The organism is Pseudomonas sp. AF03-9 (genome assembly GCF_020515815.1).
Classification (GTDB): domain Bacteria; phylum Pseudomonadota; class Gammaproteobacteria; order Pseudomonadales; family Pseudomonadaceae; genus Aquipseudomonas.
Genome location: NZ_JAHPJF010000011.1, coordinates 1 through 18,428 on the forward strand (window position 1 = coordinate 1; position 18,428 = coordinate 18,428).

Sequence of the window (18,428 nt, forward strand, 5' to 3'; positions counted from 1 at the left end):
AAGCACGTTTGCCGAACGCGGGTCCGTTACAGATCACGCAACCATTGCAGGCCCGTCGAGGTGTCGCCCCTTGGCCGGTACTCGCAGCCAACCCAGCCGGTGTAGCCCAACTGGTCCATCAGGCCGAACAGGTAGCCGTAGTTCAACTCGCCCGAGTCCGGCTCATGGCGGTCCGGTACGCCGGCGATCTGGATATGGCCGATGCCGTTGAAATCACGACGCAGCTTGGTCGCCACATCCCCCTCGACAATCTGGCAGTGGTAGCAGTCGAACTGCACTTTGAGGTTGCTCGCCCCCACTTCACGGCAGATGGCCTGGGCCTGGTCCTGGCGGTTGAGGAAGAACCCCGGCATGTCGCGGGTGTTGATCGGCTCCAGCAACACCGTCACCCCGACCCGGGCCGCTGCGGCGCTGGCGTAGGCGAGGTTTTCCAGGTACACGGCGTGGTGGCGCTGGCGCAGGCTTTCCGACGGCAACAGGCCGGCCATCACGTGGATACGGTCGTTGCCGAGCACGGCGGCGTATTCCAGCGCGCGGTCGAAGCCCAGGCGAAACTCGGCCTCACGCCCCGGCAGCGTGGCGATGCCGCGCTCCCCCGCCGCCCAGTCACCCGGCGGTGCATTGAACAGGGCCTGGACCAAACCGTTGTCGCTCAGGCGCTGCTTGAGCTCGGCCGCGCTGTAGTCGTAGGGAAACAGGTATTCCACCGCATCAAACCCATCGGCTTTCGCCGCGGCGAACCGCTGGAGAAAGTCGTGTTGCGGATACAGCATGCTCAGGTTGGCAGCAAAGCGAGGCATGGGAACTCCTGGAAGTCAGACAAAAGGCCAGATCATTAGGGTAATCAAGAACCCCAAGGTGCCGAGCAAAGTGGTGATCACCGTCCACGTGCGCAGACCGTCCGCCACGTTGAGCCCGGCGAGCTTGGTGAAAATCCAGTAGCCGGCGTCGTTGATATGCGACATCGCCAGCCCGCCACCGCCCATGGCCAGGCACAGCAGCGCCAGGTGGTTGGGCGTGAGGTTGAGGGTGACGATCAACGGGCTGATGATCCCGGCCGTGGTCACCAGCGCCACGGTCGTGGAACCCTGCACCGCACGCAGCAGCATGGTCAACAAAAAGCCCAGGGCCAGCACCGGCAAGCCGGTGGTACGCAGCATGTCGGAGACTACCGCGCCGATGCCGGTGTCCACCAGCACCTTGCCGAACACACCACCGGCACCGGCAATGAGGATCACCATGGCCACGCCCGGCAACGCCGAACCAATCACATCCGATACCTGGCTGCGGCTCCAGCCACGGCGCGAGCCCAGTAGCCAGGCGCACAGCAAGGTGTCGATCAGCAGCGCGACCAGCGGCGCGCCGAGCACCGTCATCACTCCACGCAAGGTCGACTCGACCGGCAACAGCGAAGTCGCCAGGGTACCCAACAGGATCAACACAATCGGCAGCAGGATCAGGCTGACAATCAAGCCAAAACCCGGTGCAGGCGCCGCCGGCAGCTTGGCGGCGATGGCGCTGGTGGATTCTTCCAGGCCCATGTGGGACTCGGCCACGGCCGCTTGTTGTACGGCCTGCTGGCCGCCATTGTTCCAGGCCTGCAAGTCGGCGTTGGTCACGTGCGGGCCGTAGACTTCGGCGCGGATGTCGTCGGTCATCGGGTAGAAGCGGCGGGTCATGCGCCCCGCCACGCGATAACCGATGTAGCACAGCAATGCGGTCATCGGCAGGCCGAACATCAGCACCCGCCCCAGGTCCGCCCCCAGTTGGCTGGCGGCCGCCACGGCACCCGGATGGGGTGGCAGGAACGCATGCACGGTCAGCAACGCCGCACACATCGGCAGCGCAAAAATCAGCAGCGGTTTGCGGGCGCGGCGAGCCACGCCATAGGCCAGCGGCATCAGGATGATCACCCCGACTTCAAAGAACACCGGCACGCCGATGATGAACCCGGCAATGGTCAGCGCCAGCGGCGTGCGGCTGTTGCCGAAGCGCTCGATCAGCGATTTGGCCAGGGCCTCGGCGCCGCCGGAGAGTTCGATGATGCGCCCGATCATCGCGCCCAGGGCAATGATGATCGCGATATGGCCAAGGGTCTTGCCCATGCCGCCTTCGATGGTCGCGACCAGGTCGGCGGGTTTCACCCCGGCAACCAGGGCCACCACGATACTCACCAGCATCAGCGCGACAAACGGCTGGAATTTGTACTTGAGGACCAGAAACAGCAACAGCGCGATACCCGCACCGGCGGTCAACATCAAAATCAGTGGGCTCATTCGAAAATGTCCTGTTGTTATTGTTTTTTACGCAAGCCGGGGCCGTCGAGTCCCTGACCAGGGCCTCGGAGCAACGCGTGCAATGTTGGGGTTACCAGTGCGCGCCGAACGTCTCGCGCAGTTCATCCAGTGCAGCCTGGTCCAGCGGCGCGGGCCGTGGGTTGCTCATCAACCAGAGCCGCGCGGTTTCTTCCAGTTCTTCCAGGGCGTAGCTGGCCTTGGCCACCGAGCTTTCCCAGACCACCGGCCCGAGGCGTTCGAGCATCACGCCGCGCACGCTGTTGGCCAGTTGTGCAACTTGCTCGGCAACCATTGGGGAGCCGGGGCGCTGGTAGCCGATCAAGGGAATGTGCCCGACCTTCATCACCTGATACGGCGTGAGCGGCGGCAAGATGTCGTCCGCGCGCCACACCCCGGCCAGGGTCAGCGCCACCAGATGGGTCGAATGGGTATGCACCACGCCGCCCACCGAAGGGTTGCGGTCGTACACCTGGCGATGCAGGGCCAGGGTCTTGGACGGCTTTTCGCCGCTGACCCACTCGCCTTTCAGGTTGACCTTGGCGATGGCGGCCGGGGTCAGGCGCCCGAGGCAGATATCCGTCGGCGTAATCAGCCAGCCATCGTCGAGGCGCGCGCTGATATTGCCGGCACTGCCCACGGTGTAGCCGCGCTGATACAGGCTGCGGCCAACCTCGCAGATTTCGTCGCGCTGGGCCTGTTCGTCGATGCCGCTCATTGCGCACCTCCGGCCAGTTGCGCGAGGGCCTTGGCGAAGAAATCGCGCCCGCCGAAGTTGCCCGATTTCAACGCCAGCGCCAACGGCTCGGCACCACCGCTGAGGGTAGCCGGCACGCCCGGATCGATCTGCGCGCCGATCTGCAACAGGTTGACGCCCAGCGCCTTGACCACCGCGCCGGAGGTTTCGCCGCCGGCGATCACAAAGCGCCGCACGCCACTTGCGCGCAGGCCGCTGGCGATCTCGCCCAGCGCGTCCTCCACCAGGGCCCCGGCGCGTTCGACGCCCAATTGTTGTTGCACCGCCTTGACCTCGGCCGGGGTACTGGTGGCGTAGATCAACACGGTATGCGCGCTGTCGCGGGCAAACGCCAGGGCCTGGGCCACCACCGGTTCACCGGCCGCCAGGGCCAGCGGATCGATGCGCAACGCCGGGCGCCCGGCTTCCTGCCAGGCTGCCACCTGGCCCAGGGTCGCTACCGATGCACTGCCCGCCAACACCACTTCGCCGCCGCTGACCGAGGGCAACGTGGCGACATCGAAGTCACGCAATTTGCCGGCGCGGCGGAAATTGTCCGGCAGGCCCAATGCCAGGCCCGAGCCGCCGGTCAGCAACGGCAAGTCCGCGCAGGCACTGCCCAGGGTGTAGAGGTCGCGGTCCGACAGCGCATCGGCGATGGCGATGCCCACGCCTTGCGCACGCAGTTCGGCGATCTTGGCGCGGGTCGCCTCGACCCCGGCGCCAATCGCGTCGTAACGCAGGAGGCCGACCGGCAGCTGGGTCTGGCTTTGCAGCACACGCACCAGATTGGCGTCGCCCATCGGCGTCAACGGATGATGCTGCATGCCGGATTCGCTGAGCAGTTGGTCCTGCACAAACAAGTGGCCACGGAAAATCGTCCGACCGTTTTCCGGAAACGCCGGGCACGCCAGGGTGAAGTCGCTGCCCAGGGCCTTGAGCAAGGCCTCGCTGACCTGGCCGATATTGCCCGCGGCGGTGGAATCGAAGGTGGAACAGTACTTGAAGAAAATCTGCTCGCAGCCCTGTGCGCGCAGCCAGTCCAGTGCGGCCAGGGATTCAGCAACCGCCTCGGCTGCCGGGGTGGTGCGCGACTTTAGGGCGATGACAATTGCATCCGCATCCAGCCCGGCCGCGACTTCGCGACTGGGGATGCCGATACTCTGCACCGTGCGCATGCCACCGCGCACGAGCATGTTGGCAAGGTCGGTGGCGCCGGTGAAATCGTCGGCGATGCAGCCCAGCAATGGGCGCGCGTTGGCAGTCGTCATGACGCGTTCCTTAAACAGAGTCGGGCTTGGCGGTCGGAAGGTCGATGCCGGGGAAAATCTTGATCACCGCCGAGTCGTCCTCGCGGCCGAAACCGGCACTGGAGGCCTGCATGAACATCTGATGTGCGGTGGCCGACAGCGGCAGCGGGAATTTGCTTGCACGGGCGGTATCCAGCACCAGGCCAAGGTCCTTGACGAAAATATCCACCGCCGACAGCGGCGTGTAGTCCGCCTTCAGAATGTGCGGCACGCGGTTTTCAAACATCCACGAGTTGCCGGCGCTGTGGGTGATGACTTCATACAAGGCATCGGCGTCGACGCCTTCGCGCAGGCCCAGGGCCATGGCTTCGGCAGACGCAGCGATGTGCACGCCGGCGAGCAACTGGTTGATGATTTTGACTTTGGAACCCAGGCCATGGACATCGCCCAGGCGATAGACCTTGCCCGCCATGCCGGCCAGCACGGCCTCAGCCTTGGCGTAAGCAGCGTGCGGGCCGGAGGTCATCATGGTCATTTCACCGGCGGCAGCCTTGGCCGCACCGCCGGAGATCGGCGCATCGAGGTACAGCAGGCCCTGCTCCGCCAGGCGCTGACCGAGGTCAACCGCATAGGTCGGCGCCACGGTGGCGCAGCCGATCAGCAGGCTGCCCGGACGCAGTGCCGCCACCGCCCCGCCTTCACCGAACAACACGGTTTCGGTCTGCTCGGCGTTAACCACCACGGTGATGATCACATCGCAGGCTTCGGCCATCTGCGCCGCAGACGTGCAGGCCACCCCGCCTTCGCCTGCGAACTGCCGGGTGACGGCGTCACGCACGTCACAGGCATGCACATTGAAGCCGGCGCGCAGCAGCGAGCGGGCAATGCCCAGGCCCATCGCGCCCAGACCGACAACACCAACATTCTTATTATTCATGGGGTACTCCAGGGGAAAACGGCGGCTGAGGCCACACCGGCGAGCCGCGTTGGAATTGCTATCGATCATCCACCAATGAACAGATTATGTGAAGTATTTTTTCAATCTAACATTTTTTAACATCGCGTCTTTTCCGGCAAAGCGCCGCGCTCCCTGCTTGAATCATCACATCACCTGCTACTTACGTCTTATCGCAAGAATGTACTAACCAGTTACTTATCTTGCTAACATTCTCTCTTTGCCATTCACCTTGAGTGCTGTCGACATGAAACAAGCATCACGCGCCACGGGCGCCTCTAGATTTCTCCTGCTGGGATTGGGCGTCATCATCGCCCTGCTCGGCGTGGCGCTGGCCGTCGGCGGCGCCAGGCTGGTCAGCCTTGGAGGTTCCTGGTATTTCCTGATCGGCGGCCTGGCCATGGCGGTCTCCGGGCTGCTGATTGCGCGGCAGAAACCAGCCGGCGCGTGGCTGTTCGCCGCGTTCCTGGTCGGCACGGCGATCTGGGCCGTGGCGGATGTGGGGCTGGTGTTCTGGCCGCTGTTCTCGCGGCTGTTCATGTTCGCGGCCATCGGCATGGTGGTGGCACTGGTTTACCCGCTGCTGGCCGGCAAGCCGGCGCGTGGCGCGTATGGCGTCGCCGCCGTGTTGGCGGTCGGCGTGGCGGTGGCGGCGGGCAATATGTTTGTCGCCCACCCCAGCGTCGCGCCGACGGGTGCCGGTCCGGGCATCACCCCGGTGGCGGCGGCCGATGCGCAGAAAGATTGGGCGCACTACGGCAACACCGAAGGCGGCAGCCGTTTCGCCGCGCTGGACCAGATCAACCGTGACACCGTGAACAAACTCAAAGTGGCGTGGACCTACCACACAGGTGACGTCGCCCTCAGCGACGGCAACGGCGCCGAAGACCAACTGACGCCCTTGCAGATCGGCAACAAAGTCTTCATCTGCACCCCCCACAACAACCTGATCGCCCTCGACGCCGACACCGGCAAAGAGCTGTGGAAGAACGACGTCAACGCCAAGTCGGCGGTGTGGCAGCGTTGCCGTGGCATGGCTTACTTCGACGCCACCGCGCCGATTGCCCAGCCGACCCAACCAAACAGCTCGCCGATCATTGCTGCCAGTGTCGCCGCCGGTGCGCAGTGCCAGCGTCGCCTGCTGACCAATACCATCGATGCGCGCCTGATCGCCGTGGACGCCGACACCGGCAAGTTCTGCGAAGACTTCGGTAACCACGGCCAAGTGGATCTGAAAGCCGGCCTGGGCAACGTGCCGGACAGCTACTACCAACTGTCCTCGGCGCCATTGATCGCTGGCACCACCGTGGTGGTTGGCGGGCGCGTGGCGGACAACGTCCAGACCGACATGCCCGGCGGCGTGATCCGTGGCTTCGACGTGATCACCGGGCATATGCGCTGGGCCTTCGACCCCGGCAACCCACAGGACAAACAAGCCCCGGCCGAGGGCAGCACCTACGTGCGCAGCACGCCAAACAGCTGGGCGCCGATGTCCTATGACCCGCTGATGAACACCCTGTTCTTGCCGATGGGCAGCTCGTCCACCGACATCTACGGGGTTGAACGCACGCAGTTGAACCACAAATACGGCGCGTCGGTCCTCGCGCTGGACGCCTCCACCGGCGCCGAAAAGTGGGTGTACCAGACCGTCCACAATGACCTGTGGGACTTCGACCTGCCGATGCAGCCAAGCCTGATCGACTTCACTGCACCCGGCACCGACAAAGCCGTGCCTGCAGTCGTGATCGGCACCAAGGCCGGGCAGATCTACGTGCTCGACCGCGCCACCGGCAAGCCGCTGACCGAGGTTAAGGAAGTACCGGTCAAGGCCGCCAACATCCCCAACGAACCCTACTCGCCGACCCAGCCTAAATCTGTGGGTATGCCACAGATCGGCGCGCAAACCCTGACCGAGTCGGACATGTGGGGTGCCACCCCGTTCGACCAACTGCTGTGCCGCATCGACTTCAAGGGCATGCGCTACGACGGCCTGTACACCGCGCCGGGCACCGATAAATCCCTGAGTTTCCCGGGCTCCCTGGGCGGCATGAACTGGGGCAGCATTTCCACCGACCCGGTGCACGGTTTTATCTTCGTCAACGACATGCGCCTGGGCCTGTGGATCCAGATGATACCGTCGCAGAACAAGGCCCAGGCCGCGTCCGGCGGCGAAGCGCTGAACACCGGCATGGGCGCCGTGCCCCTCAAGGGCACGCCGTATGCCGTGAACAAAAACCGCTTCCTGTCGGTGGCCGGTATTCCGTGCCAGGCGCCGCCGTTCGGCACCTTGACCGCGATCGACATGAAGACCCAGAAGGTCGCGTGGCAAGTGCCAGTGGGCACCGTTGAAGACACCGGCCCCCTGGGCATCCGCATGCACTTGCCGATCAAGATCGGCCTGCCGACCCTCGGCGGCACGCTGTCGACCCAAGGCGGCCTGATCTTTATCGCCGGCACCCAGGACTTCTACCTGCGCGCCTTCAACAGCGCCAACGGTGATGAAATCTGGAAAGCCCGCCTGCCCGTCGGCAGCCAAGGCGGCCCGATGACCTACGTCTCGCCGAAAACCGGCAAGCAATACGTGGTGATCACCGCCGGCGGTGCACGCCAGTCCACTGACCGTGGCGACTACGTGATCGCCTACGCCCTGCCTTAACCCCTCGATCAAGCGCGGTGCCCTCTGCACCGCGCTTTCTGTCTGGAAGAACCCGCATGACCCTCACTTCTCACACGTCCCTGGGGCGCCTGCTGCTCGGCCTGGCCCTGGGCGCAGCCTTGCCCGTACAAGCCGATGACAGCACCCTGACCGGCGACTGGGGCGGCCTGCGCCGCGAGCTCGACGCACAAGGCATCCGCTTCACCGGCGACTACAGCGGCGAGACCGCCTACAACGCCCACGGCGGCATGCACCGCTCGGCGCGCTACTCGCAGAACCTCAAGCTCGGCGTGCAGTTCGACCTGGGCAAGCTCTACGGTTTCAACAACGGCGACCGCATCCAGCTGACCATCAACGACCGACGCGGCAACAGCGCCTCCGAAGACCTGGTGGGCAACCGCCTGCCGATCCAGGAAAACTACGGCGGCCTCTACACCCGCCTCACCGAGTTGAGCTATGAGCGCACGCTGTTCACCCCGGCGCTGAACGTCAAGCTTGGCTACATGGCCATGGGCAACGACCTCGGCGGCCTCGACAGCGGCGTTCTGTGCAACTTCATGAACGCCGGTTTCTGCGGGCACCCGCTGAACATGTCCGGCGGCAGCGGCTGGACCAACTACCCGAATGCGCGCCTCGGTGCACGGGTCAAATACGACCTCTCGCCAAACTGGCAACTGCGCGTGGCGGCATTCAACGTCGACCCGCAAAGCAACGGCAACTCCAGCCGCGCCTGGCATCTGACGCCCAAGCACACCACCGGCACCGTGGTGCCCATCGAGCTGATCTACAAGCACGCGGGCACCCTGCCGGGCGAATACAAGGTGGGTTATTACTACGACAGCTCCGACGTCAAACGCATCGGCAGCACCAAGGAAGTGAGTGGACGCAGCGGGCACTACCTGCTGATCGACCAGGCCGTGTGGGCCTCGGATACATCCGCCGGTCGCGTGCTGCATGCCTTTGGCCAATACTCGGCGGCCAGTGAAGCGGCCTCACCGTTCAGCAAGTGGTATGGCGCGGGCGTGGTGTTGTACAAACCGTTCGAAGGCCGCCCGCGTGACACCCTCGCCCTCGGTTACGGGCGTGCCGTGCCGAACCCGCGCAGCCGTGAGGTGCAGGAACTGGCGGCGTTCAACGCCGGTACCGATTACCCCAACCTGAACAACGCCGAGCAGTTGATCGAACTGAGCTACGGCTACCAGGCCACGCCGTGGCTGACCTTGCGTCCGGATGTGCAATACATCATCGAACCGGGGGCGTTTTCCGGGGACAAGATCGACGACGCGTTGGTCCTGGGATTGCAGGTCAAGGCGACCTTCTAAGCCACCGGCAGCGCGTTGTTGATAATCTCGCGTGCGTAGTTCGCCAGTTGCTTGGCGCTCATCGCCGCGACCTCATCCGCCTCGATGGGCGGATGGGCGACGATGCTGACCTGCGTCCTGCGCAAGGCGTTGTAAGCGATATGGTTCACCGCCGGGCTGATCGTCACCGGGACGATCCCCACCCCCATTTCCTTGGCCAGCCGAAAGGCACCGCTCTTGAACGCGAGCATCTTTTCGCCATGGGTGCGCGTGCCTTCCGGGAAGATCCACAGCGACGTGTTGTCGGCCACCACCCGCCTGGCCAGCTTGCGCAACCCCTCGATAGACGCCCGTGGGCTGCTTCGATCGATGAACAGGCTGCCGGTCAACCAATACAACTGCCCTAGCAGCGGCAACCATTTGAGTGAGTGCTTGGCCACAATCACCGTACCGGGGTTGAGCGCTTGCGCCACGATCAGCGCGTCATGGTTGCATTGGTGGTTGGCCACATAAATATAGGGTTGGGTGGTGGGCACGCGGTCAAAGCCGTGCACCTCGACACGCACCGCACAGATGCGATTGATCAGCGCGTAGACTCGGCAGGCCACGTACAGGTTTCGGTTCTTCGACGGGTTGATCAGCATGTAGAGGCATAAAAACGGAAAGCTCGACACGATCAACAACAGCACCAACAAGGCTCTGGCCAACGCAATCATAAATAACCCGCTTCAGGCCGCGAGGCACAAGGCGCGGGTGGTGGTGTCGTCGATGTCGATCCAGAATGGCACGATGCGTTGGTTGTCGATGAGGTGCGGCGCCGAGATCCGGCGCGTGGTAACGCCCATCCGCTTGAGCAGGCGCTCGTTGCCCACCGCGCTGAACGCAATCAGGCGAAAAGCGCCCTTGGAGCGTGCCACATCAATCACTTCGCGAACCAGCTTTACCGTGTTCTGCCACGATTGCTCGGCGCTCAACACCTGCCCCTTGGGCTGGCTGATGGCAAAGCGTGACAGCTCCCAAATATCCGCCGAGAACGGCGGCGGGCTTTCCCCCATCAGGTGCGGGAACACTTCGCCCAGCAGGTACGGGCCATTGGTGGGCAGCAGGCGGGCGCAACCGAAGATCTCGCGATCACGGTCACAGGCCAGAACGTAGACGGTATCCGGGCGATCAAACGCATCCAGCTCACGCCCCTCTTCGCACGGCAACGGCCAGCCCAGGGCTTTGACAAATACCTCATACCGATACTTCGCCAGGGCACTCGCCATGCCTGGCAATAGTTCACCCACTGTCCCTGTTACTGCCGTAAGCATGCCAACCACCCAACCAATATTATTGGCCGAGTACAGCAAACCGTTGATTTTGTGAGTAGCTGCCCGAATGGACAGGTGGACTACCCCCAGAAACTATGCATCCGCCGCCTGGAACAGCCTGTATAATTCGACTCCGCCCAGCTATGACGGGCGTCGAGCATGGAAGGAACTCTTGGTGAATGACTGGCGCGAAACGTTAGTCGAGGCAGTGTCGGGCTGCACGACCGAACATGAACTATTCAATAAATTGCATGCCATTACGTCCGGCTTGGGCTTTGAATTCTGCTCCTACGGTCTAAGAATTCCGCTGCCGCTGGGCGCACCGCACTATGTCCTGCTGTCGAACTACCCGAGCGCCTGGGAAAGCAAGTACGTCAGCGAGAACTACTTCGTCCAGGACCCTACCGTCGAACATGGCCTGACCCGTTCCATCCCCCTGCATTGGTCCGCCGCGCAACAGCACAAACAATTGGCCTTCTGGGAGGAGGCGCGGCACTACCAGCTGAACCATGGCTGGTGCCTGTCTTCCCAGCGGGGGCCCAACGCGATTGGCCTGCTCTCGGTTTCACGCTCCAGTGAATATATTTCTGCGCTGGAGCTGGAGAGCGTCGAAAACAAGCTGATCTGGCTGACGCAGTTGGCGCACGAGTCCATGACACGCTTTTTCTCTGACAAATACCTGCCTGAAATCGACCGCCCCCTGACCGTGCGCGAGAAAGAAACCTTGCGCTGGACGGCACTGGGCAAGACCTATTTCGAGATCAGCATGATCCTGACCATCGACATCCGTACGGTGAAGTTTCATCTGGTCAACGCCATGCGCAAACTCCAGGCCAGCAACAAGGCCGAGGCGGCCGTCAAGGCGGCCTTGCTGGGGCTGCTTTTTTAACCCTGGCGATACTCTCCTGGCGTGCAACCAAACTCACGACGAAAGACCGTGTGCAGGTACTGCGCCGACTTGAAGCCGCAACGCTGCGCAATGTCGGCAATCGCCAGGCCACGGTTTTCCAGGCCTTTGGCGGCCGCCGCCAGCTTGAAACGCAGGATCTCGTCATGCACGCTGCACCCGCGTTCGCGGCGAAAGTGCGCCTCGAGGGATGAACGCGATACCCCCACATACGCTGCCACCTGGGCGGTCTTGATGCCCTGGCAGGCGTACTGGCGGATAAACAGCAGCGCCTGCATCACATACGGATTGCCCAAGGGTTGATGCAGGCTGGAGGCTTGCACATTGATCGCCTCCGGCGGCACCAGGATCTGCTCGGCCTTGCACGGCTTGCCATGCAGCATCTGGTGCAACAGCGCCGCCGCCGTGCGGCCCATGGTTTCGGTGCCCTGAATCACCGAACTCAGCGGCACCCGCGTGAGCGTGCGGGTCAGTGGGTCGTTGTCGATGCCGATCAGCGCGACCTCCTCCGGCACGGCAATCCCGGCGGTCAGACAGGCTTGCAACAACTGCCGCGCACGGGCATCGGTGACGGCGATGATACCGATGGGTTTGGGCAAGCCCTGCAGCCAGGCGATCTGCTGCTCTACGGCGCTGTCCCACAGCGGTGCGCTGGTGCCCAGGCCGCGATAGATCTCGACGGGCAGGCCGTCGCGCTGCATCAGGCGGCGAAAGGCTTTTTCCCGCTCCTGGGCCCAGCGATTGGCCTGGGCCTCGGGCAGGCTGAAACAGGCAAAGCGCGTCAGGCCCGCTTCGATCAAGTGCTCATAGGCCAGCTTCATCAAGCTGTGGTTATCGGTGGCCACGTAGGGAATGCCCTTCGGATACGCCCGCGCATCCTCATAGGAACCACCCACCGCCACCACCGGCAGTCGGCTCCCGGCCAGCGCCTCGCCAATCAGCGGATCGTCGAAGTCGGCAATGATCCCATCGCCCTGCCAGCGTTCGATGCCCTTGAGGCGGCACAGAAAGTCCTCTTCAAGGAACAAGTCCCAGGAGGCGCGGGTGCTGCTCAGGTAATTGCCGATGCCGGCGATGATGCCGCGGTCGTAGATTTTGCTGCCGTTGAACAGCAAGGCAATGCGGTGCACGGGCGGTAGGGTTTTCATTGTTTTTGTCCTGAGGCCGGTCGGGACAGACTAGCCCCCACCACTCAAAATCGCACCATCCCTTGGTGATTTTCATAATCGCCAGCCCCAACACCGTTGCTAGTATCGAGACACCGCCAAGAATAATAAGGAAAACGCCATGCCGTACTTCCCAGGTGTCGAGAAGGTTCGCTTCGAAGGCCCAAACAGCGACGCTCCCCTCGCCTTTCGCCACTACGACGCAAACAAACTGATCCTCGGCAAACCCATGCGTGAACACCTGCGCATGGCCGCCTGTTATTGGCACACCTTTGTCTGGCCGGGGGCGGACATGTTTGGCGTGGGCACCTTCCAGCGCCCGTGGCAGCGCAGCGGCGAGCCAATGGCCGTGGCCATCGGCAAGGCCGAGGCGGCGTTTGAGTTTTTCTCCAAGCTGGGCATCGATTACTACAGCTTTCACGACACGGATGTCGCCCCCGAAGGCCACTCGTTGAAGGAGTACCGCCACCACTTCGCACAGATGGTCGATCACCTGGAACGGCATCAGGAACAGACCGGCATCAAACTGCTGTGGGGCACCGCCAACTGCTTCAGCAACCCACGCTTTGCCGCCGGCGCCGCGAGCAATCCAGACCCCGAGGTGTTTGCCGTGGCGGCCGCCCAGGTGTTCAGCGCGATGAACGCCACGCACCGGCTCAACGGGGCCAACTATGTGCTGTGGGGCGGCCGCGAAGGCTACGAAACCCTGCTCAATACCGACCTCAAGCGCGAACGCGAACAGCTCGGGCGCTTTATGCGCATGGTGGTGGAGCACAAGCACAAGATCGGCTTCAAGGGCGACCTGCTGATCGAGCCCAAGCCCCAGGAGCCGACCAAGCACCAATACGATTACGACAGCGCCACGGTGTTCGGCTTCCTGCATGAATACGGCCTGGAACATGAGATCAAGGTGAACATCGAAGCCAACCACGCGACATTGGCCGGGCACAGTTTTCATCACGAAATTGCCACCGCCGTGTCCCTGGGGATTTTCGGCAGCATCGACGCCAACCGCGGTGACCCGCAGAACGGCTGGGACACCGACCAATTCCCCAACAGCGTCGAGGAAATGACCCTCGCCACCTATGAAATCCTCAAGGCTGGCGGTTTCAAGAATGGCGGCTATAACTTCGACTCCAAGGTGCGCCGCCAGAGCCTGGACGAAGTGGACCTGTTCCACGGGCATGTGGCGGCCATGGATGTGTTGGCCCTGGCGCTGGAACGCGCAGCCGCGATGGTGCAGAACGATCGGCTGCAACAGTTCAAGGACCAGCGTTACGCCGGTTGGCAGCAACCGTTGGGCCAGGCGGTGCTGGCGGGTGAATTCAGCCTGGCGTCGCTGGCCGAGCATGCGTTTGCCAATGAGTTGAACCCGCAGGCGGTAAGCGGCCGCCAGGAAATGCTCGAAGGCATCGTCAACCGCTTCATCTACCGCTGAACGCGTTGTGAGCGGGCTTGCCCCGCGCCGGGTGGCGAAGCCGCCCTAAACCCGGACGCCGCGGTGTATCAGAAAGACCGAGGCGTCTGGATTTGGGGCGGCTTCGCCACCCGGCGCGGGGCAAGCCCGCTCACTACAAAAACCCGTTTCACCTGAGTCTTTCCAACAACAATAAAAGGACGCACACCCATGAAACGCACACTTATCGCCACCGCCCTGGCCCTGCTCGCCCTGCCCGTCATGGCCGACCCAGCCCACCCGAAAATCGGTTTTTCCATCGACGACCTGCGCCTGGAACGCTGGTCACGCGACCGTGACTACTTCGTCGCCGCCGCCGAAAAACTCGACGCCAAGGTCTTCGTGCAATCGGCCGACGCCAACGAGCAAAAGCAGATTTCCCAGATCGAAAACCTGATCTCCCGGGGCGTCGACGTGATCGTCATTGTGCCGTTCAACGCCACCGTCCTCACCAACGCCGTGGCCGAAGCCAAGAAGGCCGGGATCAAGGTGGTGTCTTATGACCGCCTGATCCTCAACGCCGACATCGACGCCTACATCTCCTTCGATAACGAAAAAGTCGGCGAGATGCAAGCCAGTGGCGTGTTGCAAGCGGCGCCCAAGGGCAACTACTTCCTGCTCGGCGGCGCGCCCACCGACAACAACGCCAAGGTGCTGCGCGAAGGCCAGATGAAGGTGCTGCAACCGGCCATCGACAAGGGCGACATCAAGGTGGTGGGCCAACAGTGGGTCAAGGAATGGAACCCCACCGAGGCCCTGAGCATCGTCGAGAACGCGCTGACCCGCAACGACAACAAGATCGACGCCATCGTCGCCTCCAACGACGCCACCGCCGGTGGCGCGATCCAGGCCCTGGCCGCGCAGCAACTCGCGGGCAAGGTGCCGATCTCCGGCCAGGACGCCGACCTCGCCGCCGTCAAGCGCGTGATCGACGGCACTCAGACCATGACCGTGTACAAACCGCTCAAGCTGATCGCCACCGAAGCGGCCAAGCTTTCGGTGCAGTTGGCGCGCAATGAAAAACCGGCCTACGGCTCGCAATACGACAACGGCAGCAAAAAGGTCGACACCATCCTGCTGACCCCGACCCCGCTGACCAAGGCCAATATCGACCTGTTGGAGAAAGACGGGTTCTACACCAAAGAGCAGATTGCCGGGCAGTGACCGCCATGGCCGACTACCTGCTGCAAATGAACGGCATCGTCAAACGCTTTGGCGGTGTCAACGCCCTCAACGGCATCGACCTCAAGGTGCGGCCGGGGGAATGCATCGGCCTGTGCGGCGAGAACGGTGCCGGTAAATCCACTTTGATGAAGGTGCTGTCGGCGGTCTACCCCCACGGCACCTGGGACGGTGAAATCCTCTGGCACGGGCAACCGCTCAAGGCCCAATCCATCAGCGAAACCGAGGCCGCCGGCATCGTGATCATCCACCAGGAACTGACCCTGGTGCCCGACCTGTCGGTGGCCGAGAACATCTTCATGGGCCATGAGCTGACCCTGCCGGGCGGGCGCATGAACTACCCGGCGATGATCCATCGCGCCGAAGCCCTGATGCGCGAGCTCAAGGTGCCGGACATGAACGTGTCGCTGCCGGTGTCGCAGTACGGCGGCGGCTACCAGCAGCTGGTGGAAATCGCCAAGGCCCTCAATAAACGCGCGCGCCTGTTGATCCTTGACGAGCCCTCCTCGGCCCTGACGCGCTCGGAAATCGAGGTGTTGCTGGACATCATCCGCGACCTGAAAGCCAAGGGCGTGGCCTGCGTATACATCTCCCACAAGCTCGATGAAGTGGCGGCGGTGTGCGACACCATCGCGGTGATCCGCGACGGCAAGCACATCGCGACCACCGCCATGGCCGACATGGACATCGCCACGATCATCACGCAGATGGTCGGCCGCGAGATGAGCAACCTCTACCCCACCGAGCCGCACGACATCGGCGAGGTGATTTTCGAGGCGCGCAACGTCACCTGTTATGACGTCGACAACCCCAAGCGCAAGCGCGTCGACGACATTTCCTTTGCCCTCAAGCGCGGCGAAATCCTCGGTATTGCAGGCTTGGTGGGCGCCGGGCGCACGGAACTGGTCTCGGCGTTGTTCGGCGCCTACCCCGGTCGCTACAGCTGCGATGTGTGGCTGGACGGTGAGGTGATCGACACCCGCACACCGCTCAAATCGATCCGCGCCGGGCTGTGCATGGTGCCCGAAGACCGCAAGCGCCAAGGCATCATCCCCGATCTTGGCGTGGGCCAGAACATCACCCTGGCGGTGCTCGACACCTACGCCCACCTGACGCGCATCGACGCCGAAGCCGAACTGGGCAGCATCGACCAGCAAATCGCGCGCATGCACCTGAAGACCTCCAGCCCGTTCCTGCCGATCACCAGCCTGTCCGGTGGCAACCAGCAAAAGGCCGTGCTGGCGAAGATGCTGATGGCCAAGCCGCGGGTGCTGATCCTCGATGAGCCCACGCGCGGCGTGGACGTGGGCGCCAAGTACGAGATCTACAAACTGATGGGCGCGCTGGCGGCTGCGGGCGTGGCGATCATCATGGTCTCGTCGGAACTGGCCGAAGTGCTGGGCGTATCGGACCGCGTGCTGGTGATCGGCGAAGGCCAGCTGCGCGGCGACTTCCTCAACGCCGGGCTCACCCAGGAGCAGGTACTCGCCGCCGCGCTCAGCCACAACAATAATAATGATCGGAAGACCGCGTAGATGAATCAGGTCAAACAACTGTTCAGCCGCTACAAAATGCTCGCCCTGGTGATTGCCGTGGCGGTGATCTGGGTATTTTTCAGCTGGCAGACCGAGGGCGGGTTCCTCACGCCGCGCAACCTGTCCAACCTGCTGCGGCAGATGTCGATCACCGGGATTCTGGCGTGCGGCATGGTGCTGGTGATCATCAGCGGCGAGATCGATTTGTCGGTGGGCTCGCTGCTGGGATTGCTGGGTGGGTTGGCGGCGATTCTGGATGTGGTTTATCACATACCGTTGCTGGCCAATTTGAGTCTGGTGGCGCTGTGCGGGCTGATGATTGGCCTGGCCAATGGGTATATGACGGCCTATCTGCGCATCCCGTCGTTTATCGTCGGTTTGGGCGGGATGCTGGCGTTTCGCGGGATTCTGCTGGGGATTACCGGGGGCACGACCATTGCGCCGGTGTCGCCGTCGCTGGTGTATGTGGGCCAGGGGTATTTGCCGCATTCGGTGGGCATTGGGCTCGGGGTGTTGCTCTTTGCGCTGACGGTGTTCCTGACCTGGAAACAGCGGCGCAACCGCGCCTTGCATGGCCTGGCGGCGCACGCGCTGGCGCGGGATCTGCTGCGTATAGCGGTGATCGGCGCCGTGCTCGCCGGGTTCGTCACCACCCTCAACAGCTACGACGGCATTCCCGTGCCGGTGCTGTTGTTGCTGGTGTTGCTCGGCGTATTCAGCTACGTCACCAGCCAGACCGTGTTTGGCCGCCGCGTGTATGCAGTGGGCAGCAACATGGAAGCCACGCGGCTGTCGGGCATCAACGTGCAGGCGGTGAAGTTGTGGATTTTCGGCATCATGGGCGTGATGTGTGCCCTCGCCGGGCTGGTCAACACCGCACGCCTCGCGGCCGGTTCGCCGTCGGCGGGGAATATGGGCGAACTGGATGCCATCGCCGCGTGTTTTATCGGCGGCACCTCGATGCGCGGCGGCTCGGGCACGGTGTATGGCGCGTTGCTCGGGGCGTTGGTGATTACCAGCCTGGACAACGGCATGTCGATGCTGGACGTGGACAGTTACTGGCAGATGATCGTGAAGGGCAGCATTCTGGTGTTGGCGGTGTGGGTGGATGTGAGTACGCGCACCGGCCGGCGCTGAGGGCTTTATTGTCCCAATAACACCGCCCCGTCGCCCTCCTGCCCCAACCGATCCCCCGGATTGCGCAGCGGGCAGTCAGCCAGCGACAGGCACCCGCAGCCGATGCACCCGTCGAGCTGGTCGCGCAGTTGGGTGAGGCTGTTGATGCGCTCATTCAACAGGTCGCGCCAACGCGTGGACAGCTGCGTCCAGTCCTTGGCCGTCAGCGGTCGCCCCAACGGCAGTTCTTCCAGCGCCGCCTTGATGGTTGCCAATGGAATCCCCGCGCGCTGCGCCACCTTGATCACCGCAATGCGGCGCAGCACGTCACGGTGGTAGCGCCGCTGATTGCCTGGGCTGCGTTGGCCGTGGATCAAACCCTTGGCTTCGTAAAAATGCACGGTCGCCACGGTCACCCCGCTACGCCGCGCCACTTCGCCGACCCCGAGGGGGATGTGCACATCGATTTTCGCTGCCATGGGCGCCTTGACCTCATCTACACATGAGGTCTTATAAAGAGTGTCGGCTTGCCCTGGCAAGCCTTCATTCCTTTGACATGGA

At 63.2% G+C, this 18,428-nt stretch carries 16 protein-coding genes; 7 read left to right on the plus strand and 9 right to left on the minus strand.

Annotated features, from left to right (window positions below; all coding sequences use genetic code 11):
- Positions 1-26: 26 nt before the first annotated feature.
- From otnI to ltnD, 5 genes are all read right to left on the minus strand, one after another.
- Complete coding sequence (gene otnI / locus LIY36_RS13920) at positions 27-800, minus strand: 2-oxo-tetronate isomerase (protein ID WP_226455991.1); 774 nt, start codon at positions 798-800, stop codon at positions 27-29.
- Positions 801-815: 15 nt separating this feature from the next.
- On the minus strand, positions 816-2,276 hold the full coding sequence (locus tag LIY36_RS13925; RefSeq protein WP_226455992.1) for a GntT/GntP/DsdX family permease: 1,461 nt from the start codon (positions 2,274-2,276) through the stop codon (positions 816-818).
- Positions 2,277-2,367: 91 nt separating this feature from the next.
- A complete protein-coding gene (gene otnC / locus LIY36_RS13930) occupies positions 2,368-3,012 on the minus strand; it encodes a 3-oxo-tetronate 4-phosphate decarboxylase (protein ID WP_226455993.1) in 645 nt (214 codons plus the stop codon).
- Positions 3,009-4,301 carry a 3-oxo-tetronate kinase gene (gene otnK, locus LIY36_RS13935; RefSeq protein WP_192300890.1) on the minus strand — a complete coding sequence of 431 codons (1,293 nt, stop codon included), beginning with the start codon at positions 4,299-4,301 and terminating at the stop codon, positions 3,009-3,011. Before otnK ends, otnC begins: the two co-directional genes overlap by 4 nt.
- Positions 4,302-4,311: 10 nt before the next feature.
- Positions 4,312-5,286 (minus strand): L-threonate dehydrogenase, encoded by a 975-nt coding sequence (ltnD, locus tag LIY36_RS13940; protein ID WP_225595722.1) that lies wholly within the window; start codon positions 5,284-5,286, stop codon positions 4,312-4,314.
- A gap of 196 nt (positions 5,287-5,482) precedes the next feature.
- On the opposite strand from ltnD, the gene LIY36_RS13945 reads away from it, so the two are divergent.
- Positions 5,483-7,891 (plus strand): glucose/quinate/shikimate family membrane-bound PQQ-dependent dehydrogenase, encoded by a 2,409-nt coding sequence (locus tag LIY36_RS13945; protein WP_226455994.1) that lies wholly within the window; start codon positions 5,483-5,485, stop codon positions 7,889-7,891.
- 56 nt (positions 7,892-7,947) lie between these two features.
- Positions 7,948-9,213, plus strand: coding sequence for a carbohydrate porin (locus LIY36_RS13950; RefSeq protein WP_226455995.1), 1,266 nt, complete (start codon positions 7,948-7,950; stop codon positions 9,211-9,213).
- On the opposite strand, the gene LIY36_RS13955 is transcribed toward LIY36_RS13950, so the two are convergent.
- Complete coding sequence (locus tag LIY36_RS13955) at positions 9,210-9,908, minus strand: lysophospholipid acyltransferase family protein (protein WP_192300886.1); 699 nt, start codon at positions 9,906-9,908, stop codon at positions 9,210-9,212. The genes LIY36_RS13950 and LIY36_RS13955 overlap by 4 nt on opposite strands.
- Before the next feature lie 12 nt (positions 9,909-9,920).
- Positions 9,921-10,505, minus strand: coding sequence for an acyl-homoserine-lactone synthase (locus LIY36_RS13960; protein WP_226455996.1), 585 nt, complete (start codon positions 10,503-10,505; stop codon positions 9,921-9,923).
- 175 nt (positions 10,506-10,680) lie between these two features.
- Between LIY36_RS13960 and LIY36_RS13965 the strand changes: the two genes are divergently transcribed.
- A complete protein-coding gene (locus LIY36_RS13965) occupies positions 10,681-11,394 on the plus strand; it encodes an autoinducer binding domain-containing protein (RefSeq protein WP_192300885.1) in 714 nt (237 codons plus the stop codon).
- On the opposite strand, the gene LIY36_RS13970 is transcribed toward LIY36_RS13965, so the two are convergent.
- Positions 11,391-12,560 (minus strand): XylR family transcriptional regulator, encoded by a 1,170-nt coding sequence (locus LIY36_RS13970; protein ID WP_226455997.1) that lies wholly within the window; start codon positions 12,558-12,560, stop codon positions 11,391-11,393. The two genes, LIY36_RS13965 and LIY36_RS13970, sit on opposite strands and share 4 nt — an antisense overlap.
- A gap of 139 nt (positions 12,561-12,699) precedes the next feature.
- Here LIY36_RS13970 and xylA point away from each other — a divergent pair, with 139 nt between their 5' ends.
- The 4 genes from xylA to LIY36_RS13990 all read left to right on the plus strand — a co-directional run bounded on the left by xylA (position 12,700) and on the right by LIY36_RS13990 (position 17,888).
- Positions 12,700-14,016: a xylose isomerase gene (gene xylA, locus LIY36_RS13975; protein WP_226455998.1), complete on the plus strand. Its 1,317-nt coding sequence runs from the start codon at positions 12,700-12,702 to the stop codon at positions 14,014-14,016.
- Positions 14,017-14,205: 189 nt separating this feature from the next.
- A complete protein-coding gene (gene xylF / locus LIY36_RS13980; protein ID WP_192300882.1) occupies positions 14,206-15,198 on the plus strand; it encodes a D-xylose ABC transporter substrate-binding protein in 993 nt (330 codons plus the stop codon).
- A 5-nt stretch (positions 15,199-15,203) separates the two neighbouring features.
- On the plus strand, positions 15,204-16,751 hold the full coding sequence (xylG, locus tag LIY36_RS13985) for a D-xylose ABC transporter ATP-binding protein (RefSeq protein ID WP_226455999.1): 1,548 nt from the start codon (positions 15,204-15,206) through the stop codon (positions 16,749-16,751).
- The gene (locus LIY36_RS13990; RefSeq protein WP_226456000.1) at positions 16,752-17,888 is read left to right on the plus strand and encodes a sugar ABC transporter permease; all 1,137 of its coding nucleotides are present in this window, start codon (positions 16,752-16,754) and stop codon (positions 17,886-17,888) included.
- A gap of 5 nt (positions 17,889-17,893) precedes the next feature.
- Here LIY36_RS13990 and soxR read toward each other — a convergent pair whose 3' ends face one another.
- Positions 17,894-18,346 (minus strand): redox-sensitive transcriptional activator SoxR, encoded by a 453-nt coding sequence (gene soxR, locus LIY36_RS13995; RefSeq protein ID WP_226456001.1) that lies wholly within the window; start codon positions 18,344-18,346, stop codon positions 17,894-17,896.
- Positions 18,347-18,428: the final 82 nt, after the last annotated feature.